The following is a 24,871-nucleotide window of genomic DNA, read 5'->3' on the forward strand; positions in this document are numbered from 1 at the left end:
CGTGCTTCAAGATGAGCCGCCTTGCGTAGCCGCTGCATCCTTCGCGAGGTAGCGCTGATAGGCCGGCCTTTCCTGCAGCCTCGCCAGATAGTCGCGGAAAACCGGCTTGTCGGGAAAAGCCTTGAGAATGTTCGTGACGAAATAGATTCCGCTGCCGATCTGCGTGTCGGCAGACGTGAACCTGTCTCCCGCAATGTAAGGCCGCGACGACAGCGTCTTTTCCAGATTCTGGACCATGTCGTCATAGGCCCCGAAGGAGAAGCTGTTGCTGTGATATGTCCACCCTTGTGCCTTCGCGGCGATTGCCGGGTCGAAAACCGAATCCGAATAGACCAGCCAGGTCAGCCATGCCGCCCGAGCCTTTTCTCCGATCGCAGGAGCAAGCCCGGCCTGTGGAAAGGCATCACTGAGATAGATGCAGATGGCCGCACGCTCTGTCACGATCGTGCCGTCATGATCGATCGCCGGCACCTTCTTGTTGGGCTGTATGGCGCGGTAACTTTCGGGCACGCCGCCGGGAGCGCGGATATCAATGATCTCGGTTTCGTAGGGCACACCGAGTTCCTCCAGAAGCCAATGAACGCCTGAAGAGCGCGACCAGGGCGCGTGGTAGAATTTCAGCATCGTTGCCTCCTCAACTCGTTTGATAAGGCATTCCTAGCATCCTCCTCCTGACAGCTTCTTGTCAGGAGGACTGTCGGGAGGTGGCATGACTGCATCACGAGCCGGGCGGCGGCACGGTGATCGTCAGTTGCGAGAAGAACGCTTCGCGGATGGCGTCGGCCATGCCGTTTATCGCCTCGCTGGTTGCCCCCGGCGCGCGGTGGAGCACTACATTCGACGCGTCGATATCACCAAACCCATCGGCAGCGGTCAGTTCGCGGCAATCGGGCGGAATATTGGAACGCGACACCGGCGCGATCGCCAACCCGGAAGCCACCGCGAGCTTGAGCCCGCTGGTCGTATCGCTGGTATAGGCGACGCGGTAGGGCAGCCCGCGATCCTCCAGTGACCTGAGCGCGAAATCCTTGCACCACCCCGCGCGGCTGTAGAGCGCGACCGGCAGCGGCGTCTCCTCGTGCAGGAGATGCAGGTTCGACGTCACCCAGACGGTCGGGTCGCGCATCAGCACTTCGCCGTCGGAAAAATCCTGCCATTCGAACACGACGGCGAGGTCGAGTTCGCCTGCTTCAAGCGCCACCATCTGCGAGGCGGAATGCGCGTATTTGACCGTGATCTCGACCTTGGGGTGCATCTTGGCGAATGCGCTCAGCGCCCGCGACAGGATCGAATAGCTGTATTCCTCAGGGATGCCGATGCGCACCGGGCCGTCGAGCGCTTCCGCCCGCATCGAGGCTGCCGTCTCGTCGAGCAGCGAGACGATGCGGCGGGCATTGACGATCAGGTCCTGGCCCTTGCGCGTCAGCGACACGCCACGCGAGCCGCGCTCGAACAGCACCTCGCCGATCATCGCTTCAAGCTTCTTGATCTGCATAGACACGGCCGACTGCGTGCGGCTGACGGTATCGGCCGCCTTGGTGAAATTGCCGGTTTCGGCCACCGCGACGAAGGTGCGCAGAAGATCACTGTCAAGATGGATCGTCATGACTGCCAGCCATAAGCGTTTCTCATGGCTGGCATCATTCCAATTCGTTTGAAACATGTCAATCGGACGGCGATAATCGACAACGAAACCGAAATGCATGCGCCGAGTCGGCAACAATCGACGCGGTCGGGCAAAAAGTCCTCACTCACCCGTAGTCCCAAAACAGGGGCCGCGGGTTCTTTTTGTCCATATGCCGGACGGTTTTTAACTGCGCATTGCGAGCCGTGAACACCATGCAGAACCGTATCCTCCTCGGAATCATCTCCCTCTGCCTTGGCGTGATGGTGTTTTCGCTGCAGGACCCGGTCATCAAGGCCGTTTCCGGGCGTTATCCGCTGATGGAAGTGATGGCGATCCGCTCCATCGTCTCACTACCGATCCTGCTCGTCATCGTGCACAAGGATGTCGGGCTGAGGGCGCTGTTCTCGCCGAACTATCGGCTGCTCGGCCTGCGCGCGGCGATCCTGTTCACTTCCTACACCGCCTACTATCTGGCACTGGCCGCGCTGCCGCTGGCCGATGCGATCGCGCTCTATTTCATGGCGCCGCTATTCATCATCATGCTGGCACGCCCCTATCTCGGCGAACATATTTCGTGGCCGAGCGCAGTAACTGCCGTCGTCGGACTGATCGGCGTGCTGGTAATGGTCCGCCCCGGACAGGGCGTGTTCGAATGGGCGGCGATGCTTTCGCTGCTTTCAGCCGGACTTTATGGTTTTTCACAGCTGATGGCGAGAAAGCTCGGCTCGACGGAATCCTCGACCGTCATGGCCTTCTACCAGAACGGCGCCTATCTGATCGGTGCCGCCGTCCTTGGTTTCGCGCTCCAGACCATCGGCATGGAAAACGTCACCCATCCGAGCCTGAAGTTTCTGGTGCGTCCCTGGATATGGCCAACGCTAAGCGACTTCCTGCTGATGGCGTCCTGCGGCTTCATCGCTTCGGCCGGCATGATCCTGCTGTCGCAAGCCTACAGGCTGGCGCCGGCCAACATCGTCGCGACCTTCGAATATACGGGCATCCTGTGGGCGCCACTGTGGGGTTTTGTCTTCTTTGCCGAGGTGCCGCAGGCCGCGACGATAATGGGCGCGGCGTTGATTATCGGCGCCGGGCTTTTCGCGCTCAATGCGCGGCTGGGAACAAGGGCACCGGCCTGATCGCAAAGTGGCTCGGCACGGGAAAAGCGGCCATCGCATGGGGTCGAGACTTTAATTAGCCTTGTCGCCGCCCTATCTGGCGTGAACCGCACTCGACCAGATGAGGCCGAACCCCTTGCCGAAAAAAACAAAAGCGACGAAGCGCGCCCTGCTTGTCGTCAATCCCAAGGCCAGGCGCGGCGGGGAAACCATCGCGCCTGCGCTCGATGTGCTCAGGGCGTCCGGCATCGAAGTCGTCAAGATGGCCGCCGGCAAGGACCAGCCGATAGACGAGCTTATCCGCAAGCAGGCATCGGGATGCGACCTGGTCATCGTCGGTGGCGGCGATGGCACGCTGAATGCCGCAGCCCCCGCCCTGGTCGACCTCAATCTGCCGCTTGGCGTGCTGCCGCTCGGCACCGCAAACGATTTTGCGCGCACCGTCGGCATTCCAGCCGATCCGGTCAAGGCAGCCGAAGTGATCGCGCAGGGCCTGCTCACGCCGATCGATCTCGGCGAGGTCAATGGCCACCTGTTCTTCAATGTCGCCAGCATCGGCTTCAGCGCCGAACTGGCCGCCGACCTGAGCGACAAGGCCAAGAAGCGATGGGGCAAGCTCGGCTACGGCATCGTCGCGGCGCGGCTACTGGCCCGGTCCAGACTGTTCAGCGCCCATCTTGACCATGACGGCACGACCGAGAAGATCAGGACCCTGCAGATTTCCGTCGGCAACGGAAAGCACTATGGCGGCGGCATGACGGTCGAGGAGACCGCGACCGCCGACGACGGCAAGCTCGATTTCTACAGCCTAGAAGTCGACCATTGGTGGCGGTTGCTGAGGCTGCTGCCGAGCCTGAGGCGCGGCACGCAAGGACGCTGGGACGATGTGCGCGCCTTCCAGACGACGGAAGTAACGATCCGCACCAGCCGCCCGCACCCGGTGAATACCGACGGCGAATTGTGCACCACCACGCCGGCGCATTTCCGCATCAGGCCGAAAGCGCTCTCGGTGTTTGTGCCGAAGCGGAAGTAAGCGGGCCGCAACGTCAGAGGCAAGGAAGGCCGGGGGCCGTCTCGGCCATCGAACGCCGGTCCTTCATCACGGCCCACCACGCGCTGAGCCGCGGGAAATCCGCCATGGCAGCACGGCCTTCCGGCGCTGCGGTAAAATAGCCAACCATCGCGCCGAGATGCAGATCGGCAAGGCTCAAGGCGCTGCCGATCAAAAACCGCTCGCCCTCGGCCAGCGGTTCAAGTGCGGCAAGCACCTTGCCCGAAGCGGCAAGCCCATCGGCAATCACCGTCTCGTCCGGCGTTCTTCCAAGCGCTGCATTGAAGATCCGCTGCGAAAAGACCTGCCGCACCATCGGCCAATAGCCATAGGAATCGGCAATCGCGATGATTTGGCTCATCCGCGCCCTGGCCCGGACATCGGCAGGCTGAAGCGGCTTCCCGGCAAAGACCTCATCGACATAACGCGCAATCGCGGTGGTCTCGTAGAGCACGAAATTGCCGTGCTTCAGCGTCGGCACGCGCCCGAAGGGATACAGTGCGAGATAGTCCGGCGGGATCGTCTCAGCGAAGGGGTCGATCTCGACATGCGTCCAGGAAACACCCTTCTCCACAAGCGCCATGCGCACGATGCGCAGATAGACGCTGTAGTGGTAGCCATAGAGCGTGACGGAGGCCACGGCCTCAGGCGTCGCCCTTGACGACGCCGACGAAGGGCAGTTCGCGGAAGGCGTGGGCGACGTCCATGCCGTAGCCGACGACGAAATAGTCGGGACAGTCGAAGCCGACATAATCGGCATCGAGTTCGATCTTGCGGCGCATGCGCTTGTCCAGCAGCACGGCGATGGAGCAGCTTTTCGCGCCGCGCGACAGCATTAGCTCGCGGGTGAAGGACAGCGTCTTGCCCGATTCCAGAATGTCGTCGATGAGAAGAACGTCGCGGCCCTTCACCTCATTGTCGATGTCGCGCAGCACCCGCACTTCGCCGCTGGTGGTGCCGGCGCCATAGCTGGAAATGAAGATGAACTCGACTTCCGGCGACAGGCCGACATCGTGCATGGCGCGGATCAGGTCGGCCGCGAAAATGAACGAGCCCTTCAGCACCGAAATGACGAGCAGATCGGTGTAGTCGTGCGCGGCGATCTCCTTGGCAAGCTCGAGATTGCGTCGGGCGATGGTCGAGGCGCTGAACAGCACTTCGATATCCTTGTCGCGGACAACCGGCATGTTTTAATCTCCGAAGGCGACCGAAACGGTCTTCACCCCGTTCTTAGGCACCTCGAGCCGGCTCGAAAAGGCAAATCTGCCGCCGGGGGCCAATGGCTTGTCCGCTGTCCCCAGCTTGTAGCGCGCCGTCTGGCCGTCGGTGCCGGTGACATGGATCTCCAGCGGCGGCAAGGATGCCGCCATATTGCCGCTGTTCGAGGCCTCGCCATCGACGAACAGAACAGGCCGAGCGCCGATAGTGTCGATCCGCGACGTGACGCCGGAAATGGTGAAGCCGGGTGCCGCTTGCGCCGTGCTCAGGAACGATGCCTGCCGCACCAGCGCATGCCCGCCCGAAACCCAGAAGGCCGCGGCAGCGAGACCGAGGCCGAAAACCCAGAAGATCGGCCCGCCGCGCGATGCCAGGCGGCTCGCTGCGGGCTGCGCGGGATCGCGCAACAGCATGCCCATGCCATCGACAGGTGCTGCCGCAGGCGAGAAGGCTGCGGGCTCGGCTTCGGGCGCGACAGGTGCGCGGCGTGGCGGCGAGACAAGCTCGTAATCGGCATCGACAATGTCGGTAGCGTCATGCACAGGCCATGTAACAGCCGCCTCGACCGAGACGCCCGTCATGATTTCGCCGGAAACCGGGCGTGCGGTGCGACCCTCTGCCATAGCGGATGGGCTATCCTTTCGAACTTCCCCGATTCCGGAGGTAAACGGAATTGGTTAATGCTTCGCAACCGTGGGCGAATCAGGGCCGGATTTGACGTGAAAATTAACCAAGGGTTAACCATACAAGCCGATGGTCTTTTTGATGAACTGGCCGCGATGACGGCCCGCAACACCCAAGGTTTTTACACTTGATCCGCTTCGAGAATGTCGGCCTGCGTTACGGGATGGGTCCGGAGATTCTCCGCGACATCACCTTCCAGCTCCCGGAGCGCTCGTTCCAGTTCCTGAGCGGGCCTTCGGGTGCCGGCAAGACGACGCTGCTTCGCCTGCTGTTCCTGTCGCTGAAACCGACGCGCGGGCTGATCTCGGTCTTCGGCAAGGACCGTTCGCGCATCACGCGCCAGGAACTGCCGCTGCTGCGCCGGCGCATCGGCGTCGTGTTCCAGGATTTTCGCCTGCTCGACCACATGACCACCTACGAGAATGTCGCCCTGCCCCTGCGGGTGCGCGGTCGCGAGGAATCAAGCTATCGCAACGACGTCACCGAGCTGTTGAAATGGGTCGGGCTCGGCGAGCGCATGCATGTGCTGCCGCCGGTGCTGTCGGGCGGCGAAAAGCAGCGCGCCGCGATCGCCCGCGCCCTGATCGAGCAGCCGGAAATCCTGCTGGCCGACGAGCCGACCGGCAATGTCGATCCGCCGTTGGCGCGGCGCCTGCTGCGGCTTTTCATCGAACTGAACCGGCTGGGAACAGCCGTGGTCATCGCAACCCATGATCTCGGCCTGATGGAGCAGGTCGACGCGCGGCGCATGATTCTGGCCAATGGAAGGCTCGATATCTATGACTGAGCTGCATCAGGCCACCGGCGGCGACTACGAAGAGGAAACGATCGCCCGCCCGGTTCGCGCCCAGCGCAAGACAGCACCCATCGTGCCGCCGCAGAACATCGCCGGGCGCGCGCTTGTCTTCGTTATCGCCATCATGACCTTCCTGTCCTGCCTGACGCTTGGCGCGGTTACGCTGGTTCGTGACACGGCATCGATCTGGGAAAACCAGATTGCGCGCGAGGCGACGATCCAGATCAAGCCGGTCGACGGGTTGGACATGGATGCCGCCCTTGCCAATGCCGCCCGCATCGCCGGCGGCTTTGCCGGCGTGCGCAGCACCAAGATCGTCGATCGCGAGGCAACCGCGCGGCTGCTCGAGCCATGGCTCGGCTCCGGCCTGAACATCGACGAGCTGCCGGTGCCGCGGTTGGTGATCGTCACCATCGACGAGAACAATCCGCCCGATTTCGCCGCCATGCGCCAGATGCTGCAGCCGGACGTGCCGAGCGCGACGCTGGACGACCACCGTACCTGGGTCGACCGGCTGGTCGCCATGGCCCGCACCACGGTGACGCTCGGCATGGCGGTGCTGGTGCTGATGCTGTCGGCGACGGTGCTGACCGTGGTCTTCGCCACGCGCGGCGCCATGGCCGGCAACGGGCACATCATCGAGGTGCTGCATTTCGTCGGCGCGGAGGCCGGCTTCATCGCCAGTCAGTTCCGCACGCACTTCTTGCTCACGGGCATGAAGGGGGCTGCTGCCGGCGGCATAGCGGCGATGATCGTCTTCATCTTTTTCTGGTTCTGGTCGTCGCGCAATCTGGCCACGCCGCAGGCCGACCAGGCGACCGCTCTGTTCGGCAATTTTTCCATAGGTGCCGCCGGTTATGGCGGTGTTGCACTGGTCGTCCTGATCATCGGCGCGCTCACCGCCGCCACTTCACATGTGACGGTCGTGGCCTATCTGAACGATATAGACGTCAGCCATCCGGACGGAGGCTAGAATGCTTGGAAACGCTGGAGCGGCGCCCGCCGAAAGAGACGATCACGATTGGCAACCCGCTGTAACGCAATGTGCGGAAACGGCATTTGCACAGACGCTAATGAAAGCCGACCATAGCAGCATGAGCAGATTCGAGACGGATGAGGCGGTCGGCGGTATGTCGTCGGCATTCGTGCCTGCGCCCCAGCGCAAGCCGTCGAATCGTTTTGCCAGATTTCTGCGCGCCGCAGCCGTTGCAACCATTGCCGCAGGCGTTGTCTTTGCCGCCGGCTTCGGCTGGTTCGCCGACTATGTAAGCCGCCTGAGTACGCCTGCGAACCCGCCCAGCGCGGACGCCATTATCGTGCTGACCGGCGGCCAGTCGCGCATCGATGCGGCACTCGACCTGCTCAAATCGGGCAAAGGCCAGCGCCTGCTCATCAGCGGCGTCAATCCCGCGGCAGGCCGCAAGTCGCTCCAGGCGGCAACGGGCGGCGACAAGTCCCTGTTTTCCTGCTGCGTGGACATCGACTACGCGGCCATGGACACGATCGGCAATGCCGAGGAAAGCGCCAAATGGGTCGAAAGCCATGAATATGGCAGCGTCATCCTCGTCACCAACAATTACCACATGCCGCGCAGCCTGCTCGAAATGGGGCGCTTCATCGACAAGGCCAACCTGAAACCCTATCCCGTCGTCAACACGCGGCTGGATGGCGGCACATGGATGACCAAGCCCGAAGCGGTGCGCGTGCTGTTCACCGAGTACACCAAATATCTTGGTGCCCTTGCCCGCACCGTGGTGCCGCTGCGCTCGACGCCGGACGGTGTGGTGCTGGTCGAGGCCTCTACCAAGTCGTCCACGAACTGACCCTCGCGTCGGACAGATGCGGTTTTCCTTTTTCGGGCAGTTGGTGTAACCAGCGCTGACATCCTTCTCAGGTCTCCCCATGGTCCCGATCCGCTCGCTGGCGTTCAACGTCCTCTTCTACGCCAATCTGATCGTCCAGATGATTTTCTGGACGCCCTATTATTTCCTGTCGTCGCGCCACCGCGCCTGGTTCGTGCCGAAATTCTGGAGCCGCACCAGCCTGTGGCTGCAGGACAAGGTCGCCGGCACGAAAAGCGAGATCACCGGGCAGGAAAACCTGCCGCAGGGCTCCTACATACTGGCGCCCAAGCACCAGTCCTTCTGGGACGCCATTGCCTTCCTGCCGGACATTCCCGACGGGCTCTATATCCTCAAGCGTGAGCTGACCTGGATACCGTTTTTCGGCTGGTACATCCTCAAGATGCGGATGATCCCGGTCAATCGCGGCAGCCGCTCCAAGGCGCTGAAGGCCGTCGTTGCCGACACCAAGGCGGAAATGGCACGCAACCCGCGCCAGCTCATCATCTATCCGGAAGGCACGCGCCGCGCGCCAGGCGACGAGCCGGCCTATAAATGGGGCATCGTCGAACTCTACAACCAGCTTGGCGTGCCGGTCGTGCCGGTGGCGCATGTGGCGGGGCTTTACTGGCCGCGCCGCAAGTTCATGCGCTATCCCGGCACGATAAAGGCGCGATACCTGCCGCCGATCCCGCCGGGATTGAGCAAGGAAGAATTCATGCGCCGCCTGATCAGCGAAACGGAAGCGGCCTGCGACCAGTATCTGATCGAGGCCGCGACCTCGCCCAACCCGCCGGCGCTGCCGCCGACGGCAGTGAAGCGGCTGAAGGAGCTGGGCGTCGAGGTTTAGGCGCTGGCGGCTTCCAGTTCCGCAATATCGGCCTGATCAAGCTTCAACGACACCGACTTGATCAGGCTGTCGACCTGGGCCACCGAAGTTGCGCTGGCGATTGGCGCGGTGACGCCCGGACGGGCGATGATCCAGGCCAGGGCCACCTCGGCCGGCGTGGCTGATTGGCGGGCTGAAACCGCATCGAGTACAGCAAGGATGCCTAGCCCTCGCGCGTCGAGATATTTCTTCACGCCTTCGCCACGCGCGCTTTTGGCGAGATCGGCTTCGCTGCGGTACTTGCCGGAGAGAAAGCCGCTGGCGAGGCTGTAATAGGTGATGACGCCGATGTCCTCGGCCATGCAGAGGTCGCGCAACGCGCCATCGTAGCTCGGGCGGTCGTAGAGATTGTATTCCGGCTGGAGCACGTCGTAGCGCGGCAGGTTCTTTTCCTGCGAGACTTTCAGCGCCTCGCCAAGTTGCCTGGCGTCGAGGTTCGAAGCGCCGACATGCCGGACTTTTCCGGCAGCGATCAGCTTCTGGTATGCACCGAGCGTCTCCTCATAGGGCGTCGCATCGTCGGGCCAGTGCGAAAGATAGAGGTCGATGACGTCGGTCTGGAGCCGCTTCAGCGATGCATCCACGGCCTTCTCGATATAGCCAGCCGAGAGATCGCGCTTGCCCTGTCCCATATCCGCGCCGACCTTGGTGATCACGACCACCTTGTCGCGGTTGCCCCGCGCCTTCATCCACTTGCCGATGATCGTTTCGGAGTCGCCTCCCGAATTGCCGGGCACCCAGCGCGAATAGACATCGGCGGTATCGATGGTGTTCAACCCGGCATCCGTGAAACGGTCGAGCAAATCGAAGGAGGTTTTTTCGTCGGCGGTCCAGCCGAAGACGTTGCCGCCGAAGACCAGCGGCGCGATTGAGAGGTCCGTGCGACCAAGGCGACGTTTCTGCAAGATCGGTACTCCGTGATTTTCGGGCCTGCGCGAGAACCGCACCGCCATCTCAGAAAGCTAAACCTTGCAGAAGCCAGGTTCAAACCCCGACGATGCTTTTGGTCCTCACATAAATGCGAGCATGCCGGTCAAACGGCCAGCCGGCGCCCGACATCCTCCAGCCAGTGATCCCGGATGCCGAGGGCTTCCAGATGCTCCAGCGTGCTCAAGACGTAGTCCTCGTTCGCGCCCGACTGGCCGACCGCTCCCAGGACGATCCTCGCCGCCTCGGCTTCATCGAGATTGCCGGCATATTGTTCATGCGCGCGGTCGACGACGTAGCAGACCGCTTCGACCCTTTCGCCACCCTCCAGGCGTACGGTTTGCGTGCGTTCGAGATAGACATTCGTGACCAGCTCGCGCTCGCGCAGATAGGCAATCACTTCGTCGCGTAATTCGCCCGGCACGCGAAACGCCAGCCCGACACAGGAGCCGCCGCGGTCGAGCCCAAGCACCAGTCCGGGACGCTGAGGCGTGCCGCGATGAACGAAAGAAAGCACGCAGAGCGAGCGGCGATAGCCATAGAGATGGGCCCGCCTTGTCTCGGTATGTGCAAAACCCGGTCGCCAGATCAACGAACCATAGCCAAAAACCCAAAAATCGCCCATATCGCCAAGCCAACTCCGCGCAGAACGTCCCGTGTCGCATCAAGGTAGAACATGAATGCGAAGCGCGGCACCTGTTTTGCGTCTATAGACGGGTCCATGAACAGAATTGAGCCGCACATGAGCATGACCGACCGCCCGAAGCCGAACTACAACCGCCGCATCCTCTGGCTGGCGGCCTTCGTCGTGCTCCTGTTCGGCGGCTACAGCGTCGGCTGGTTCTATCTGGCCGGCAAGGTCGAGACCAAGGCCAAGGCCGAGATCGCCTCGCTGAACCGCGACGGCGTGGTCGCCGAATGCACCAACCCGGTCGCGCGCGGCTATCCTTTCCGCCTCGGCCTTTTCTGCGATCGTGTCGCCTTCGAAGATGCCGGCCGTGGCGTCAGCGTTTCGGCGGGCAACTTCCGCTCGGCGGGCCAGATCTACGATCCGACCCACCTGATCGCTGAAATCGACAGCCCTGCCCGCATCGATGTGCCCCAGAGCCAGCCGCTTGCGCTGACCTGGGACAATCTGCGCGCCAGCGTGCGTCTGGCCCAGCCTTTGCCGGAACGCGTGTCGGTGGAAGGCAAGATGCTGAAGGCGGCGACCGATGCCGGCGCGCCCCTGCTCGCCGCCGATACGTTCGAAGGCCATGTGCGCCCGAACGGCCAGGATCTCGACCTTGCCGGCAGCTTCGCCGGATTGGCGCTGGATTCCTCGCTGGTCGAGGGCAGAACGCTGCCTCTGCTCTCAGGCGACACCGATCTGACCGTAAAGAACGGCGTGATGCTTATCGCCCAGAAGACCCAGTCGATGCGCGGCCAGTCCGGCACGATCCGCACGCTCGACCTCTCCACCAGCGAAACGGCGGGCCTGTCGTTGAGCGGACCCTTCTCGGTAGGCCAGGACGGGCTTCTGGACGCGCAGTTCAAGCTCACCGTCCGCGACCCGCAGGGACTGGCGATGGCGCTCAGCGAGGCCATCCCGGAAAAGAGCGAGCAGATTCAGCAGGGTTTTGCCGCTCTTTCCATGCTCGGCAACGCCCCGTCCCTGCCTCTGAAGATCAGCAAGGGCAAGGCATCGCTCGGCTTCATCAAGCTCGGCAATGTCCCGCCGCTGAAGTAGCGCGGCGCGACTTCACGTTTTGGCCGGGTGCTCGATCGCCTGGCGGCCGAAGTCGGGCGCGTCGATTTCCTGTCCGGCATCGATGATCGAACGGCGCACCGCACGCGTGCGGGTGAACATTTCGAACAGCTTTTCGCCGTCGCCCCAGCGTATCGCCCGCTGCAGCGATGCCAGGTCTTCCGAGAACCGCGCCAGCATTTCGAGGATCGCGTCCTTGTTGTGCAGGCACACGTCGCGCCACATGGTCGGGTCCGAGGCGGCAAGGCGGGTGAAATCGCGAAAACCTGACGCCGAATACTTGATGACCTCCGACTTGGTGACCGCCTCGAGATCATCGGCCGTGCCGACGATGTTGTAGGCGATGATGTGCGGCAGGTGCGAGACGATGGCCAGCACCATGTCGTGATGCTCGGGGTCCATCGTGTCGATGTTGGAGCCGCAGCGCCGCCAGAATTCCGACAGCTTTTCGAGCGCTTGCGGGTCGGTGCCCGGCAGCGGCGTGAAGATGCACCAGCGGTTTTCGAACAGGTCGGCAAAGCCGGCATCGGGCCCGGACTTTTCCGTACCCGCCAGCGGATGGCCGGGAATGAAATGCACATTGGCCGGCATATGCGGGGCCATCTGCGCAATCACCGAGCCTTTGGTCGAGCCGACATCGGTGACGATGGCGCCGGCCTTCAGCGCGGGTGCGATCTCGGCAGCGACCGCGCCGGAGGAGCCGACCGGCACCGAGACGATGACGAGATCGGCATCCTTCACTGCCTCGGCAGCGCTGGTGGTGTAGCTGTCGCCGAGCTTCAGTTCCTCGGCACGGGCAAGCGTGGCAGGGCTGCGGGTGGCGATGGAAACGTGACGGGCGAGGCCTTCGCGGCGGATGACGCGCGCCAGCGACGAGCCGATGAGGCCGATGCCGACAAGGGCTATCTTTTCAAACAGGGGTTCGGACATTTCTTCAACTTTTCAGGAACTCGGTGAGTGCGGCGACTACGCCGCGATTGGCGTCTTCGGTTCCGACTGTCATCCGCAGCGCGTTGGGAAAACCGTAGCCGGCAACGCGCCGCAGGATATAGCCCCGCGCACTCAGATAATCGTCCGCCGCCGCTGCCGAATGCTTGGCATCGTCCGGGAAGTGGATCAGGATGAAATTGCCGACGCTAGGCGTGACACGCAGGCCGAGCCCGGAGAGCTCTTCGCTCAGCCAGCCGAGCCACTTCTCGTTGTGCGCCACCGTGCGCTCGACATGGGCGCGGTCGCCCATCGCCGCTACGCCGGCGGCGATGGCTACGGCGTTGACGTTGAAAGGTCCGCGCATGCGTTCCATGGCCTCGATGACATGCGTGGGCGCATAAACCCAGCCAATGCGCGCGCCGCCGAGGCCGTGGATTTTGGAGAAGGTGCGCGTCATGACAACGTTCTGCGCGCCGGCCACCAGTTCGACGCCCGCCTCGTAGTCGTTGCGGCGGACATATTCGGCATAGGCTGCATCGAGCACCAGAAGCACGTTCTTCGGCAGGGCCGCATGCAGGCGGCGTACCTCATCGAACGGGACGTATGTGCCGGTCGGGTTGTTCGGGTTGGCGAGAAACACGACCTTCGTCTTCGGCGTCACGGCGGCGAGGATAGCGTCGACATCGGCGCGCTCATCCGTCTCCTTCGCGATCACCGGCACGCCACCGGCGGCCTTGATGTAGTTCTGGTAGACGAGAAAACCGTGCTCGGTGTAGACGCCCTCGTCGCCCGGCTGGAGATAGGTCTGGGCAAGCAGGCCGATGATCTCGTCGGAACCGTTGGAGCAGACGATGTTGGCCGGGTTCAGTCCGTGCGCCTCGGCAATGGCCTGGCGCAGCTTCGTCGACGAGCCATCAGGGTAGAATTCGAGCTTGCCGGCAACCTCGCGCACCGCCTCGATCGCTGCCGGCGAGGCGCCGAGCGGGTTCTCGTTGGACGACAGCTTGTAGACCGTGGTGACGCCCGCCGGAGCAGCGCTCTTGCCGGGCACATAGGCCGCAATGTCCATGACGCCGGGCTTCGGCTGGGGGCGGCTGGTATCGTCGGCTTGCGTCATGGCGGGAAGTGTCCGGTTTTTCGGGGAATTTCAAGACGCAAGCGAAATACAAGCCGCCCGCGCGCTTGTCGAGAAAAAGCTTGCCCGTTGACGCGGCCCTAGCGCAGTCGTAAAAGACTGCCACGTTCCGTGGTGATTTGGCCGGTCGGCTTGCAGCCACGTTAAATAAGTCGCTAAAGGGACCGATAACGACAAATTCGTTCGGACCGGTAGCGATTTCGCCGCCGGTCTTTTTTGTTTTGGAGTTAGTGCGATGCCGATCAAGATTCCCGATCAGCTCCCCGCCCACGAGGTACTTGTACGCGAAGGCGTGTCCGTAATGGACGAGCGCACAGCGCTGCGCCAGGACATCCGCCCGCTGCAGATCGCCCTTCTGAACCTCATGCCCAACAAGATCCGCACGGAAACGCAGTTCGCGCGGCTGATCGGCGCCACTCCCCTTCAGGTGGAGCTGACGCTGGTGCGCATCGGCAATCACAAGGCGAAGAACACGTCCGAAGACCATCTCATTTCCTTCTACCAGACCTGGGAGGAAGTCCGGCACCGCAAGTTCGACGGGTTCATCATCACCGGCGCGCCGATCGAGCTGCTGGACTTCGAGGATGTCACTTATTGGAACGAACTGGAGCGCATCCTCGACTGGACGGCGACCAACGTCCATTCCTCCTTCTTCATCTGCTGGGGAGCGATGGCTGCCGCCTGGCATTTCCATAAGGTTCCAAAGTATACGCTCGACAAGAAGGCCTTCGGCGTCTTCCGCCATCGCAACCATGCGCCCGCCTCGCCCTATCTTGCAGGCTTTTCGGATGATTTCGCCATTCCCGTTTCACGTTGGACGGAAGTTCGCAGCGCCGACATAAAAGCGGATTCAGGCCTCGACCTGCTGATGGAATCGGACGTGACCGGCCCCTGCCTGCTGGCGGAAGCGACAGGCAACCGGCTCTATATGTTCAATCACATTGAGTACGATTCCACCTCGCTCAAGGACGAATACGACCGCGACGTGGCTTCCGGCACGCCGATCGAGGTGCCGCACGGCTATTACCCCGACAACGACCCAGCCCGCCCGCCGCTCAATCGCTGGCGCTCTCACGCCCACCTGCTCTTCGGCAACTGGATCAACCAGGTCTATCAGACGACGGCGTTCAGCCTGGACGATGTGGGAGAGGCCTCGCACAACGACATGTCATGATCGCAGCACCTCACCGCCGGGGGCGCTATAACAATCGCCCTTGATAGAGTAAGGATTTTTCATTACATTGCGAGCATCGGAGGTATCCATGACCGCTCTGTTCAAGGAAGTCAGTACAATCACGGCAAAAGGCCAGACCACGGTGCCGAAATCCGTTCGTCAGGTGCTTGGCGTCGACTATGGCGGCCAGATCGTTTTCAGTGTCGACGAGCGGGGCGTATCGGTACAGCGCGCGGATACGGAGGAATCCGATCCGGCAATCGACAGCTTCCTTGCCTTTCTCGCCAGAGACATAGAGAGAAATCCGCAGGCGATCGTGGGCCTTGCGCCCGCCTTGGCTGACCGGGTCGCCGGCTTGACCAAGGGCATGACGGTTGACCTCGAGTCCCCGATCGATGGCGAAGTCGACCTCTAGATGATGCTGACAGTCAATGGCTGGAGCATTCTTGCGCATCCTCTGTTCCTCGATCAGCTTGAGAAGCTCGTTTCCGCCGTGGAACGAGCAAAAGCCAAGGACCCAAAAAACTACCAGAAGACCGCTAACGCCAAGCTGCTTGCGGCTTTAGCGGATCTCGTATTCAAGACGATTCCAGCCGATCCAACGCGCGCGATTTATCGGCAAGGCGGGACGCTGGGTGACAATCGCAAGCATTGGTTTCGGGCGAAGTTCGGTGGCCAGCGATTTCGCCTCTTCTTCCGTTACAACAGTGAAGCGAAGGTCATCATCTTTGCTTGGGTCAACGACGAAACCACGCTTAGAACCTACGGTTCAAAGACGGACGCGTATGCGGTGTTCAAAGATATGCTTGACGACGGCAATCCACCCGATAACTGGGCTGGCCTGCTGAAAGCGGCAACCGCTGAGAAGGCACAGGAACGCTTTGTTGCAGCCCAGAGCAAGGCCGAATAATCTGAAATACGGCTTTGCCAGCCGTTCGCGATCTTTGCCCCGCATCGCAAAACAGCGTTTGTCACAACGCCGTACGATTCTCTGGCTACAGTCTCACTGACATCAGCGAATCGCGAAGGCGCAATTGGCAAATGCCGACGCCCGCGCGAAAACGCTTGGTGCTCTCCACCCAAAAGGGTTACGAAGATGAAGATGCGCCATTGCCGCAGGAGAAGAAGCTTTTGAGCGACCCGGAATACGGAACGTCCAGACGGGAACCACGCCTGCTTGGCCTTTCCACGCCCTCGCGCATTCCGTTGATCCCGCCGCTGACGGCGGCGCGCTGGCTGCTGGTGCTGATCGTCGCCGCCGGCATCTATTTCTTCAACGGTTTCCTGGTGCCGGTTCTGGCGGCCCTGGTGATCGCCTTTGCGAGCTGGCCGCTCTACCGCAGGCTTCTCGACGCCGTTTCTGGCAACAGGACGGTCGCCGCCACGTTGGCGATCCTGTTCATCATCACCTTCCTTGTCGTGCCGATCGTGCTGGCCGGAACCTACACCGTCAACGAGGTGCGGGAATGGTTCGGCTGGGCCGTCGAGACCAACAAGCACGGCGCCCCGACACCGGCCTGGATAGTCGCCCTGCCCATCGCCGGCGAATGGTTCGACCAGCAATGGACCCGCTATATCGGCCATCCCGGCGCCATCGGCGAACTCATCCAGATCATCAGCGGCGCCAATATCGGCAGCATCTATCGCGGCGTTCTGGCTGCCGGCGGCGGCGCGTTCAACCTGCTTTTGACGCTGCTTTTCATGCTGATCGCCTTGTTCTTCGTCTATCGCGACGGCGAGAGTTTCGCCGCCCAGATCGGCCGCCTCGGCGAGCGCATATTGCCGACACGCTGGGAGCGGATTTCCGGCGTGGTGCCGGCAACCATCAGCTCGACCGTGACCGGCATGACCCTGATCGCCATTGGCGAAGGCATCGTATTGGGCGTCGCCTACTGGATCGCCGGCGTACCGTCTCCGGTGACGCTCGGCGTATTGACCGGCGTCATGGCTCTGATACCGGGCGGGGCGCCGCTGTCGTTCACTTTGGTCTCGGCCTATCTGGTGGCGAGCGGCTCGCCCATCGCCGGCGTCAGCCTGTTTGCCTGGGGCTCCATCGAACTCTTCATCGTCGACAAGACGCTGCGGCCGAAACTCGTCGGCGGGCCGATCAAGCTGCCCTTCCTGCCGACCTTCTTCGGCCTGATCGGCGGCGTGAAGACCATGGGTTTCCTCGGCCTGTTCATCGGCCCGGTGCTGATGGCGCTGCTGGTTGCGATCTGGCGCGAATGGCTGCGCGAGGTTGAGCAGGCGGATACGCGCCCCGCGGAAAATATAGCGCAGATATCCGGCGAGCTTCTGCCCGAACGTGAACCGCGACGGCTGGTCGGTTCGGAATAGAGCCTGAAGCCTATCCCTTTATACTCGCCGAAATCAGCCTATCGGCGTTAACTGCAACGGACGCTGCCGGACCGCCGGGCCCGAAAAGCTGGCCCGAAACGTAAGCGCCTTCGAGCAACAGCAACAGGCCGTCGCCCAGCGTATCGGCGTCCTCGGCACCCATTTCGGCAGCCATGGCGCGCAGGCGGCGGCGCAGTTCGCGCTTGTTGTTTTCGCCCACCTGGCGGGCCGGATTGTCATGCTCGGGATATTCGACCGCCGCATTGGTCATGCCGCAGCCGCGATAATCCTGCGTCACCGCCCGCTTGCCGACGCGGGTGAGAAACGCCTTGATCTGTGCGCGCGGATCGCTCGGGTGAGCCGCCACCGCCTCGTCGAAGCGCTCCCAGAACTCGGCCTCATAGGCGCGCAGATAGGACGCGGCGAGCTCGTCCTTCGACGGAAAGCTGCGGTAAAGGCTCGGTTTAGTGACGCCGGCCTGACGCACGATCTCGTCTACGCCGATGGCGCGGATGCCCTCGCGATAGAACAGGTTTCGGGCCACACCCAATATGCGATCGGCAGCGCGCAGCGGTGGCGTCGCCTCATCTGATTTGGCAGCTTCTGGCAGTTGCGTGGCGGCTTTTTTGGTGGGCATAAAAGAACTCTCTTGACTTTGTTACTGACCGGTACGTACTTATGCACTCCATAACACGTACCGGTCAGTAACATGAACATAATACAGAACCGTCCGTTTGGCCAGCGCTACGCCTTCGTCGTCGTCGCGGTCATCTTCCTTTCCCTGCTGATCGCAGCCGGCATGCGCTCGGCACCCAGCGTGCTGATGCTGCCGCTGGAGAACGCCTTCGGCTGGCGGCGCGACGCGATTTCGCTGGCCGCGGCGATCGGCATCTTCCTCTACGGTCTCGCCGGCCCTTTTGCGGCCGCCCTGATGGACCGGGTCGGCCTGCGCCGCACCGTGATGGCATCGATCGCGCTGATGTCGGCCTCCACCGCGCTCAGCCTGTTCATGACCGAGCCCTGGCACCTGATCGCCACCTGGGGCATCTTTTCCGGTATCGGCTCCGGCGCGGTCGCTTCGGTTCTCGGCGCCACCATCGTCAACCGCTGGTTCAAGACCAATCGCGGCCTGATGATGGGCCTGATGTCGGCTTCGAGCGCCACCGGCATGCTGGTGTTCCTGCCGGCATTGGCAGCCCTTGCCCAGTATGGCGGCTGGCGACCGGTGGTGATTACGGTCTCGATCGCGACCGCCGCCCTCCTGCCGCTGGTTTATTTCCTGGTGCCCGAGCGGCCCTCCTCGATCGGCCTGACGCGCTACGGCGCGGAAGGCGACAACGAGCAGGACGCGCCCGCCGCCCAAGGCAATTTCCTGCTTTCGACGCTGGATACGTTGCGGCGCGCGGCCCGCACCCGCGTGTTCTGGTATCTCTTCGCCACCTTCTTCATCTGCGGCTTCACCACCAACGGCCTCGTCGGCACGCATCTCATCGCGTTTTGCGGCGACATGGGCATTCCCGAGGTTCGTGCGGCCGGCCTGCTGGCGCTGATGGGCGTGTTCGACCTGATCGGCACGACGCTGTCGGGCTGGCTCACCGACCGCTTCGACCCGCGCAAACTGCTCGGCGTCTATTACGGTATTCGCGGACTATCGCTGATCTACCTGCCCTACTCCGGCTTCTCGGGCCTCAGCCTAACGATCTTCGCCATCCTCTACGGCCTCGACTGGATCGCCACCGTGCCGCCGACGCTGCGCCTCGCCAATGAATCCTTCGGCGACCGTTCCGGCCCGCTGGTGTTCGGCTGGATCGTCGCCGGCCACCAGGTCGGCGCGGCAACGGCTGCCTTCTTCGGCGGCGCACTGCGCGAGATGCAGGGCGACTACGTGCTCGCCTTCCAGATCGCCGGCATGACAGCAATCGGAGCCGCCGCGCTCTCGCTGCTCATCGACCCGGCGGAAACGCGGGGCAGAGAAGTCATGCAGCCGGCTTAGGGTCAGAACCAATGCCTTCCCGCGCATGACGCCCTGCACCCTGTGGCGTCAGCACCGGCATGAAAACGCGGCGCGAGGCGCGCTGGGCGACAGGCACGCCCTGGTAGAGGCGCTTCTGTGCCTCCACCACGATGACGCCGGAAAAGATCGGCCAGAAGCGCCGGCCCGAGCGCTCGAGTATGTTATGGAAGCGCAGCATGAAGCGGCGGCGCGAGGGCGGAAACATGAGCGCCTCCGACCAGGCCGAGGGCGTGAAATTGGCATCGCGCAAGAGCTCGTTGAGCTGGCCCCGCGAGAACGGACGGCCCGTGCCGAAGGGCGTGTGCTCGAAGCGCGCCCACACGCCGCGCCGGTTGGGCACGACGATGACCACGCGGCCGGCGGGCGACAGCACGCGCCAGACCTCCTTTAGCGTTTCGCGCGGATTTTCCGCATGCTCCAGCGAATGAACCAGCAGCATGCGATCGATCGACGAATCGACCAGCGGCAGTTCCTCATCGAACACCAGTGCGGTGGAAGACGGTCGCGACGGCGGCCAGTTCACCGCCCCCTGTGTCGCCGGCATGAAGGCAAAGACCCGCTCGGCATCGCTGCCGAACCGGTCGAGCCATGGCAGCGCATAGCCGAGCCCGACCAGCCGCTCATTGGGAATGCCCGCCCAGACCGAGGCCAGCGCCATGCCGATCGCCTGCTCGGCAATGCGGCCGAGCGTGGTGCTGTAGAAGGAACGAAGGTCGACGATGTCCGAATTCATGGCGGAACGGTAACGGCCTAACCGCGCAAGCACAACAAAGGCATTTGCCGGGTGACAGCGACAAGGCCGCGCCCTATCGTCGCCGCGAAACCAAGGAGACTGCCGATGACGCTGAGGATCGAACAATTCATGTGCCGGAGCGACAATTTCGGCGTCTTGGTGCATGACGGCGAAACCGGGCAGACCGCGCTCATCGACGCACCGGAAGAGGCGCCTATCCTGGCTGCGGTGCGGCGCACCGGCTGGACGCCGAATGTAATCCTGACCACGCATCATCATGGCGACCATGTCGAGGCCAATCTGGTGCTGAAGGAACGATTCGGACTGCGCATTATCGGGCCGGAGGCGGAAGCGGCGAAAATTCCCGGCATCGACGAGACGGTGGAAGACGGCTCTGTCTTCACTTTTGGCAGCCAGCAGGTCCATGTCATCGAGACGCCCGGGCATACGGCGGGACATGTCTGCTATTATTTTCCGGACGCCAAGGTGGTGTTCACCGCCGACACGCTGTTTGCGCTGGGCTGCGGACGGCTCTTCGAGAAGCCGGCAGCGGCAATGTTCGAATCGCTGAAGAAGCTTGCTGCCCTGCCGCCGGAAACCAAGGTCTATTGCGGCCACGAATACACGCTGGCTAATGCCCGCTTCGCGCTCTCGGTCGACCCGACCAACTCCGCCTTGAAGGAGCGTGCAGCCAAGATCGAAAAGCTGCGCGCGGCAGACAAGCCGACGCTGCCGACGACGATCGGCGAGGAACTGGCGACCAATCCCTTCCTGCGCTGGCACGACCCGGCGATCCGCAAGAACCTCGGCATGGAAAAGGCTTCCGACGTCGAAGTCTTCGCCGAGATCCGCAAGCGCAAGGACGTGTTCTGACGATGGATGCTGCGTCGATCATCGCGACGCTCGGCATGAAGCGTCACCCGGAAGGCGGCTGGTATGCCGAGACCTTTCGCGACGCGACAGCGCACAATCCGCGCGGCCATTCGACCGCGATCTATTTCCTGCTCGAAAAGGGCGACGTTTCGGCCTGGCACCGGGTCCGGGATGCGGTCGAGGTCTGGCACTATCATGCCGGGGCACCGTTGACGCTGCGCATGCATCAGGAAGGTGCCGGCGTGAGCGAGCATCGACTCGGGCCGGATCTGCTTGTCGGCGAACGTCCGCAGCATGTCGTGCCCGCTGGCTGGTGGCAGACGGCGCAAAGCCTCGGCGACTGGACGCTTGTCAGCTGCACCGTGGCGCCGGGGTTCGAATTCGCACAGTTCGAGCTGGCGGATAAGGGCTGGGAGCCTAGCGCTGCGGAAATATAAGCGTTTCAGATAGTTAACTATCACTGACGCTGCCCCTCATCCCCCTGCCGGGACCTTCTCCCCGTATAGTGACGGGGAGAAGGAGGAAGCTCCAACGCTGACGCCCCCCTCTCCCCGTCCCTGTAAGGGTGAGGGGCAGCGCCAACCAAAAAAGGATAAAGCGCCTACCGCCCTAGCAGAAACCCGAGCGTAATCAGCGCCTGCCCTGCATAGTAAAGCACCCAGACGGCATAGCGCATCCAGACGCCGCGCGGCGAGCCTGCGGGCAGCAGGAATTTTTCCGTGGCCAGCAGCGCATCGGAGGCCATGAACAGCACGGCACCCGCAATCGCCCAGGAATAGTCCAGCGTCAGCGACGTGACGCCCATTGCGAGGATCGCCAGGACATAGACCGCGATCGGCAGCCGCAGGCCCGCATCGACGCGTGGCCATAGCGTCTTGAGCATGCCGAAGGCGAAGACGGCCATTGCCAGAGCGCCTGCGATGCGCAACGGCGACGACAGAAACGCTGCGATCGTACTGCCGGAAACGACGAACAGGACGATGTAAAGCAGATGCCCGGCAAGAAAGGCGCAGAGCCCGCCGAGAAATGCCTTGTCGCCATCGCGCGACAGAAAGGCGTCGCCGACAGCACTCAGCGCCAGGGCGCCGACGAGCAGGAACGGCCCACCTTGCTGGAAAGCGAGCAGCGCCAGAAGCGCGACCGCTGCCGTCTTGACGCCCGTGCGCCGGATCGCCGGCGGGGCGTCGAGCATCATGCAATAGACGAGCGCCGACATGGCCGAGAAGAACAGCGTGCCGTTGGCCGTCGCTTCGATACCGCCGGGAAAGGGCATCATGCCTGCGCCCTCGCCGCTTGAGACTTGCCGAACAGCAGCGACTTGGCCGCCAGCACCGCGCCGCCGGTGATCAGCGCGCAGGCTGCGATGATGTTGAGCGACGGCTGCGCGAAACCGGCAACGATCAGCACCAGTGTGGAAAGCAGCGGCGCTGCATAGCTTGCCGCGCCCAGAACCTGGATGTTGCCGCGCTTGACGCCGTGATCCCAGGCGTAGAAGGCCGCACCCACCGGCATCAGGCCGAGACCGACGACCGCCAGCCACTGACCCGTGGTGGCCGGCAGCACGGTTTCCTCAAGCACCAGATGGCAGGCGAAGGAGAGAATGGCGGTGGCCGCGCAGAACCATGTCACGATGCTGGTCGGCACCGCCGGAAAGCGCCGCGACAACAGCGAATAGCCCGACCACAGGAAGGCGCAGACGGCTGCCATGGCGTAACCGAAGGCATAGCGGCTGTCGAAATCCAGCGCACCGCCCTTGGTGACGATGAGGACCGTGCCGGCAAGGCCGAGCAGCGCGCCGGCAATGTGATTCCAGCGCAGTTTCTCGCCCGGCATCAGCGCCGAGCCGAGCACGATCAGCAGCGGCCAGAGATAGGCGATCAGGCTCGCCTCGACTGCCGGCGCGTTGCGCAGGGCGGTGAAATAGAAGAAATGGTAGCCGAACAGGCCGGCAATGCCGATGACCCATACCTGCGGCGGGATTTTGACCGGCTGGGCGGGCGCTGTCATGAACAGGCGCGCCACAAGGCCGACAGCCGTGCCGATGGAAAAAGTTATCGCCGAAAGCAGGAACGGCGGCACCTGCCCCGAGGCGTCGGTGAGAAGTGCCAGCAGCGCCCACATGGCAACCGCCGAAAAGCCGATAAGTGTTGCGCGCCCCATTTATCCCCCAGGGGCCGTCACCCCTTAATCGACTGCCTCGAACTTCTTCGCCCGGATGGTGATCGTGCCGATCTGCGTGCCGACCGTGGCGTAGACGGGTGCATATATCCCGGTTGTGCCGACCGGTGCAAACATCACCGCGATCTTGCTGCTGTTCCTGAGATAGGCGATCGACTTGTGGTCCTTCTTGTAGCCGGCAACAGGCACGAAACGCGCGCTGCATGTCACGGCGTCGCCGCTGTAGCCCGGCAGCGTCACCGGATCGGTCGATACGTAGTCGAGCACCAGATTGACGCGCATTTCGCCGTCGAACATCTTCACCGTGCGGCGGCACACATCCTTGATGCGATCGGCGCGCACCAGGGTCGCCGAGATCGGGTCGGTGACATCGCGAAGGTCAGCAGGGCCGACGGGAACCCATTCCTTGCCGCGCTTCTTGAGCGGCGGAACGTTGACCGTCTTGGCGACATCGCCGCCGGCAAAGCTGATCTGGGTCTTCTGTTTCTTGCGGCCGGACGTGTAGTTCGTGACATAGGCCGCAGGCCGGGGGTCGTTGCCGGCGAAGCGGCCCGAGGACGATATCGTGCCCTTGGTGCTGTCGAATATCTGGGCAAGGCCGGCACTCGCAACGGAACCGCGCACGGAAAACTTGTCGCCCTGAAAACTGCTGTCGAAGCTGGAGCGCGCAATGGTGAAGCCGAGCAGGGAAACCGTGTATTCGCTGCGGAAGGCTTGCGCGGCGGCATCGCCGATCGACAGGCCAGCAAGCGCGAGAACGATCGGAATTGCGTAAAAAATGCCTGCCATCAGTGGCCCTTTGCCCTTTCGGATCGGATTCGATGCGACGTCCCCGAAAGGACTTCAAGCCGGAAAATCCGGCGATTGTGTGAACCACATGGTCGAGTACCCCGAGGCCGGACGCCAGATTTGGTACGGCTCCATGTTGCACGGCACCATAGGCTTGTGGAATACCTGCCGCGCCAAATGAAGCCGCCGGCGCCACAAGGCCGCCAGAACCGGAGAAACATTCATGACCAATCCCTCTTCCGCCGCGACCATCCACGGCGCTTTCGTGCCGCTGCGGCTGACCGATCGCCCGCTCGCCTTGCAGGCCGCCGCCGTGTTTTTGGGTACGCTGTTCCTTGCCGCATCGTCGTGGATCGAAGTGCCGATGTTGCCGGTGCCGATGACCATGCAGACCTTTGCAGTGACGCTCATCGGCGCGCTCTATGGCTGGCGTCTCGGTGCAATCACCGTGGTTGCATGGCTTGGCGAGGGCATGCTCGGCCTGCCCGTGCTGGCCGGCGGTGGCGGCGGCCTCGTTCACTTCGCCGGCCCGACGGCGGGTTATCTCTTTGCCTTCCCGATCGCCGCAGCCCTTGTCGGCTACCTGGCCGAACGCGGCTGGACCAACGGCAATCTCGTTACCAGCGTGATCGCCATGCTCATCGGCAATGCGCTGATCCTCGCCATCGGCGGAGCAGTTCTCGCAGCGATGATCGGCGTCAGCGATGCCATCACCTATGGCGTGACGCCCTTTATCATCGGCGCGATCGTCAAGTCCGCGCTCGCCACAGCAAGCGTCGAGGCAACGCGCCGCGCCAAGCAGAAAGCCTGATC

30 protein-coding genes and 1 riboswitch are annotated in these 24,871 nt (G+C 62.9%); of the genes, 16 read left to right on the forward strand and 14 right to left on the reverse strand.

Features of this window, described 5'->3' with window-relative positions; all coding sequences use genetic code 11:
* Positions 1-6: 6 nt before the first annotated feature.
* Both WBQ96_RS26760 and WBQ96_RS26765 read right to left on the reverse strand, forming a co-directional pair.
* Positions 7-624 carry a glutathione S-transferase family protein gene (locus WBQ96_RS26760; protein WP_336555860.1) on the reverse strand — a complete coding sequence of 206 codons (618 nt, stop codon included), beginning with the start codon at positions 622-624 and terminating at the stop codon, positions 7-9.
* A 94-nt stretch (positions 625-718) separates the two neighbouring features.
* Entirely contained in the window at positions 719-1,606 is an 888-nt protein-coding gene (locus tag WBQ96_RS26765; RefSeq protein ID WP_165118828.1) for a LysR substrate-binding domain-containing protein, read from the reverse strand.
* Between the two features lie 233 nt (positions 1,607-1,839).
* On the opposite strand from WBQ96_RS26765, the gene WBQ96_RS26770 reads away from it, so the two are divergent.
* Together WBQ96_RS26770 and WBQ96_RS26775 are read left to right on the forward strand one after the other, a co-directional pair.
* Positions 1,840-2,763 carry a DMT family transporter gene (locus tag WBQ96_RS26770; protein ID WP_336555858.1) on the forward strand — a complete coding sequence of 308 codons (924 nt, stop codon included), beginning with the start codon at positions 1,840-1,842 and terminating at the stop codon, positions 2,761-2,763.
* Positions 2,764-2,863: 100 nt separating this feature from the next.
* Positions 2,864-3,775 (forward strand): lipid kinase, encoded by a 912-nt coding sequence (locus WBQ96_RS26775; protein ID WP_442920906.1) that lies wholly within the window; start codon positions 2,864-2,866, stop codon positions 3,773-3,775.
* Positions 3,776-3,788: 13 nt separating this feature from the next.
* Here WBQ96_RS26775 and WBQ96_RS26780 read toward each other — a convergent pair whose 3' ends face one another.
* From WBQ96_RS26780 to WBQ96_RS26790, 3 genes are read right to left on the reverse strand one after another with little or no spacing between them, the layout of a single operon-like run.
* The gene (locus WBQ96_RS26780; RefSeq protein WP_336555855.1) at positions 3,789-4,433 is read right to left on the reverse strand and encodes a glutathione S-transferase family protein; all 645 of its coding nucleotides are present in this window, start codon (positions 4,431-4,433) and stop codon (positions 3,789-3,791) included.
* A 4-nt stretch (positions 4,434-4,437) separates the two neighbouring features.
* Complete coding sequence (gene hpt, locus WBQ96_RS26785; RefSeq protein WP_336555853.1) at positions 4,438-4,980, reverse strand: hypoxanthine phosphoribosyltransferase; 543 nt, start codon at positions 4,978-4,980, stop codon at positions 4,438-4,440.
* 3 nt (positions 4,981-4,983) lie between these two features.
* Positions 4,984-5,634 carry a hypothetical protein gene (locus WBQ96_RS26790; protein WP_336555851.1) on the reverse strand — a complete coding sequence of 217 codons (651 nt, stop codon included), beginning with the start codon at positions 5,632-5,634 and terminating at the stop codon, positions 4,984-4,986.
* A gap of 57 nt (positions 5,635-5,691) precedes the next feature.
* Between WBQ96_RS26790 and WBQ96_RS26795 the strand changes: the two genes are divergently transcribed.
* The 5 genes from WBQ96_RS26795 (at position 5,692) to WBQ96_RS26815 (ending at position 9,182) form a co-directional block, all read left to right on the forward strand.
* Complete coding sequence (locus tag WBQ96_RS26795; protein ID WP_280141809.1) at positions 5,692-5,826, forward strand: hypothetical protein; 135 nt, start codon at positions 5,692-5,694, stop codon at positions 5,824-5,826.
* On the forward strand, positions 5,823-6,482 hold the full coding sequence (gene ftsE, locus WBQ96_RS26800) for a cell division ATP-binding protein FtsE (RefSeq protein ID WP_336555848.1): 660 nt from the start codon (positions 5,823-5,825) through the stop codon (positions 6,480-6,482). The genes WBQ96_RS26795 and ftsE overlap by 4 nt, the downstream gene beginning before the upstream one ends.
* Positions 6,475-7,464: a cell division protein FtsX gene (locus WBQ96_RS26805; RefSeq protein WP_336555846.1), complete on the forward strand. Its 990-nt coding sequence runs from the start codon at positions 6,475-6,477 to the stop codon at positions 7,462-7,464. The genes ftsE and WBQ96_RS26805 overlap by 8 nt, the downstream gene beginning before the upstream one ends.
* A gap of 121 nt (positions 7,465-7,585) precedes the next feature.
* The gene (locus WBQ96_RS26810; protein WP_442920905.1) at positions 7,586-8,314 is read left to right on the forward strand and encodes a YdcF family protein; all 729 of its coding nucleotides are present in this window, start codon (positions 7,586-7,588) and stop codon (positions 8,312-8,314) included.
* Between the two features lie 79 nt (positions 8,315-8,393).
* Positions 8,394-9,182 (forward strand): lysophospholipid acyltransferase family protein, encoded by a 789-nt coding sequence (locus WBQ96_RS26815; RefSeq protein WP_336555844.1) that lies wholly within the window; start codon positions 8,394-8,396, stop codon positions 9,180-9,182.
* Here WBQ96_RS26815 and WBQ96_RS26820 read toward each other — a convergent pair.
* Both WBQ96_RS26820 and WBQ96_RS26825 read right to left on the reverse strand, forming a co-directional pair.
* Complete coding sequence (locus tag WBQ96_RS26820; protein ID WP_336555842.1) at positions 9,179-10,126, reverse strand: aldo/keto reductase; 948 nt, start codon at positions 10,124-10,126, stop codon at positions 9,179-9,181. The genes WBQ96_RS26815 and WBQ96_RS26820 overlap by 4 nt on opposite strands.
* A 128-nt stretch (positions 10,127-10,254) precedes the next feature.
* Positions 10,255-10,773, reverse strand: a complete 519-nt coding sequence (locus WBQ96_RS26825) for a gamma-glutamylcyclotransferase (protein ID WP_336555840.1) — start codon at positions 10,771-10,773, stop codon at positions 10,255-10,257.
* Between the two features lie 117 nt (positions 10,774-10,890).
* On the opposite strand from WBQ96_RS26825, the gene WBQ96_RS26830 reads away from it, so the two are divergent.
* Positions 10,891-11,877 carry a DUF2125 domain-containing protein gene (locus WBQ96_RS26830; RefSeq protein ID WP_336555838.1) on the forward strand — a complete coding sequence of 329 codons (987 nt, stop codon included), beginning with the start codon at positions 10,891-10,893 and terminating at the stop codon, positions 11,875-11,877.
* 12 nt (positions 11,878-11,889) lie between these two features.
* Here the strand turns inward: WBQ96_RS26830 and WBQ96_RS26835 are convergent, their stop codons facing one another.
* Together WBQ96_RS26835 and hisC are read right to left on the reverse strand one after the other, a co-directional pair.
* Positions 11,890-12,825, reverse strand: coding sequence for a prephenate/arogenate dehydrogenase family protein (locus tag WBQ96_RS26835; RefSeq protein WP_336555837.1), 936 nt, complete (start codon positions 12,823-12,825; stop codon positions 11,890-11,892).
* A 4-nt stretch (positions 12,826-12,829) separates the two neighbouring features.
* Positions 12,830-13,942 carry a histidinol-phosphate transaminase gene (hisC, locus tag WBQ96_RS26840; protein ID WP_336555835.1) on the reverse strand — a complete coding sequence of 371 codons (1,113 nt, stop codon included), beginning with the start codon at positions 13,940-13,942 and terminating at the stop codon, positions 12,830-12,832.
* Between the two features lie 119 nt (positions 13,943-14,061).
* Positions 14,062-14,140: riboswitch (SAM riboswitch) on the forward strand.
* A 55-nt stretch (positions 14,141-14,195) separates the two neighbouring features.
* On the opposite strand from hisC, the gene metA reads away from it, so the two are divergent.
* The 4 genes from metA (at position 14,196) to WBQ96_RS26860 (ending at position 17,471) form a co-directional block, all read left to right on the forward strand.
* The gene (gene metA / locus WBQ96_RS26845) at positions 14,196-15,134 is read left to right on the forward strand and encodes a homoserine O-acetyltransferase MetA (RefSeq protein WP_336555833.1); all 939 of its coding nucleotides are present in this window, start codon (positions 14,196-14,198) and stop codon (positions 15,132-15,134) included.
* A gap of 88 nt (positions 15,135-15,222) precedes the next feature.
* Positions 15,223-15,549 carry a type II toxin-antitoxin system PrlF family antitoxin gene (locus WBQ96_RS26850; protein ID WP_336555831.1) on the forward strand — a complete coding sequence of 109 codons (327 nt, stop codon included), beginning with the start codon at positions 15,223-15,225 and terminating at the stop codon, positions 15,547-15,549.
* A 3-nt stretch (positions 15,550-15,552) separates the two neighbouring features.
* Positions 15,553-16,044, forward strand: coding sequence for a type II toxin-antitoxin system YhaV family toxin (locus tag WBQ96_RS26855; protein ID WP_336555883.1), 492 nt, complete (start codon positions 15,553-15,555; stop codon positions 16,042-16,044).
* Positions 16,045-16,265: 221 nt separating this feature from the next.
* Positions 16,266-17,471, forward strand: a complete 1,206-nt coding sequence (locus tag WBQ96_RS26860) for an AI-2E family transporter (RefSeq protein ID WP_442920907.1) — start codon at positions 16,266-16,268, stop codon at positions 17,469-17,471.
* Positions 17,472-17,481: 10 nt separating this feature from the next.
* Here WBQ96_RS26860 and WBQ96_RS26865 read toward each other — a convergent pair whose 3' ends face one another.
* Positions 17,482-18,108, reverse strand: a complete 627-nt coding sequence (locus WBQ96_RS26865; protein WP_336555829.1) for a TetR/AcrR family transcriptional regulator — start codon at positions 18,106-18,108, stop codon at positions 17,482-17,484.
* A gap of 72 nt (positions 18,109-18,180) precedes the next feature.
* On the opposite strand from WBQ96_RS26865, the gene WBQ96_RS26870 reads away from it, so the two are divergent.
* Positions 18,181-19,464, forward strand: coding sequence for an MFS transporter (locus tag WBQ96_RS26870; protein ID WP_336555827.1), 1,284 nt, complete (start codon positions 18,181-18,183; stop codon positions 19,462-19,464).
* Here WBQ96_RS26870 and WBQ96_RS26875 read toward each other — a convergent pair.
* Positions 19,448-20,218, reverse strand: coding sequence for a class I SAM-dependent methyltransferase (locus tag WBQ96_RS26875; protein ID WP_336555825.1), 771 nt, complete (start codon positions 20,216-20,218; stop codon positions 19,448-19,450). The two genes, WBQ96_RS26870 and WBQ96_RS26875, sit on opposite strands and share 17 nt — an antisense overlap.
* A gap of 105 nt (positions 20,219-20,323) precedes the next feature.
* Here WBQ96_RS26875 and gloB point away from each other — a divergent pair, with 105 nt between their 5' ends.
* Together gloB and WBQ96_RS26885 are read left to right on the forward strand one after the other, a co-directional pair.
* Positions 20,324-21,091 (forward strand): hydroxyacylglutathione hydrolase, encoded by a 768-nt coding sequence (gene gloB, locus WBQ96_RS26880; RefSeq protein WP_336555823.1) that lies wholly within the window; start codon positions 20,324-20,326, stop codon positions 21,089-21,091.
* A gap of 2 nt (positions 21,092-21,093) precedes the next feature.
* A complete protein-coding gene (locus WBQ96_RS26885) occupies positions 21,094-21,528 on the forward strand; it encodes a cupin domain-containing protein (RefSeq protein ID WP_165118784.1) in 435 nt (144 codons plus the stop codon).
* Positions 21,529-21,692: 164 nt separating this feature from the next.
* Here WBQ96_RS26885 and WBQ96_RS26890 read toward each other — a convergent pair whose 3' ends face one another.
* From WBQ96_RS26890 to WBQ96_RS26900, 3 genes are read right to left on the reverse strand one after another with little or no spacing between them, the layout of a single operon-like run.
* Positions 21,693-22,367, reverse strand: a complete 675-nt coding sequence (locus tag WBQ96_RS26890; protein ID WP_336555819.1) for a lysoplasmalogenase — start codon at positions 22,365-22,367, stop codon at positions 21,693-21,695.
* Positions 22,364-23,251 carry an aromatic amino acid exporter YddG gene (gene yddG / locus WBQ96_RS26895; RefSeq protein ID WP_336555817.1) on the reverse strand — a complete coding sequence of 296 codons (888 nt, stop codon included), beginning with the start codon at positions 23,249-23,251 and terminating at the stop codon, positions 22,364-22,366. The genes WBQ96_RS26890 and yddG overlap by 4 nt, the downstream gene beginning before the upstream one ends.
* A 24-nt stretch (positions 23,252-23,275) precedes the next feature.
* Positions 23,276-24,058, reverse strand: a complete 783-nt coding sequence (locus WBQ96_RS26900; RefSeq protein ID WP_165118778.1) for a DUF3108 domain-containing protein — start codon at positions 24,056-24,058, stop codon at positions 23,276-23,278.
* Positions 24,059-24,281: 223 nt separating this feature from the next.
* On the opposite strand from WBQ96_RS26900, the gene WBQ96_RS26905 reads away from it, so the two are divergent.
* The gene (locus WBQ96_RS26905) at positions 24,282-24,869 is read left to right on the forward strand and encodes a biotin transporter BioY (RefSeq protein WP_336555814.1); all 588 of its coding nucleotides are present in this window, start codon (positions 24,282-24,284) and stop codon (positions 24,867-24,869) included.
* Positions 24,870-24,871 lie beyond the last annotated feature (2 nt).

The organism is Mesorhizobium sp. CCNWLY176, assembly GCF_037153935.1.
Taxonomy (GTDB): domain Bacteria; phylum Pseudomonadota; class Alphaproteobacteria; order Rhizobiales; family Rhizobiaceae; genus Mesorhizobium_M; species Mesorhizobium_M zhangyense.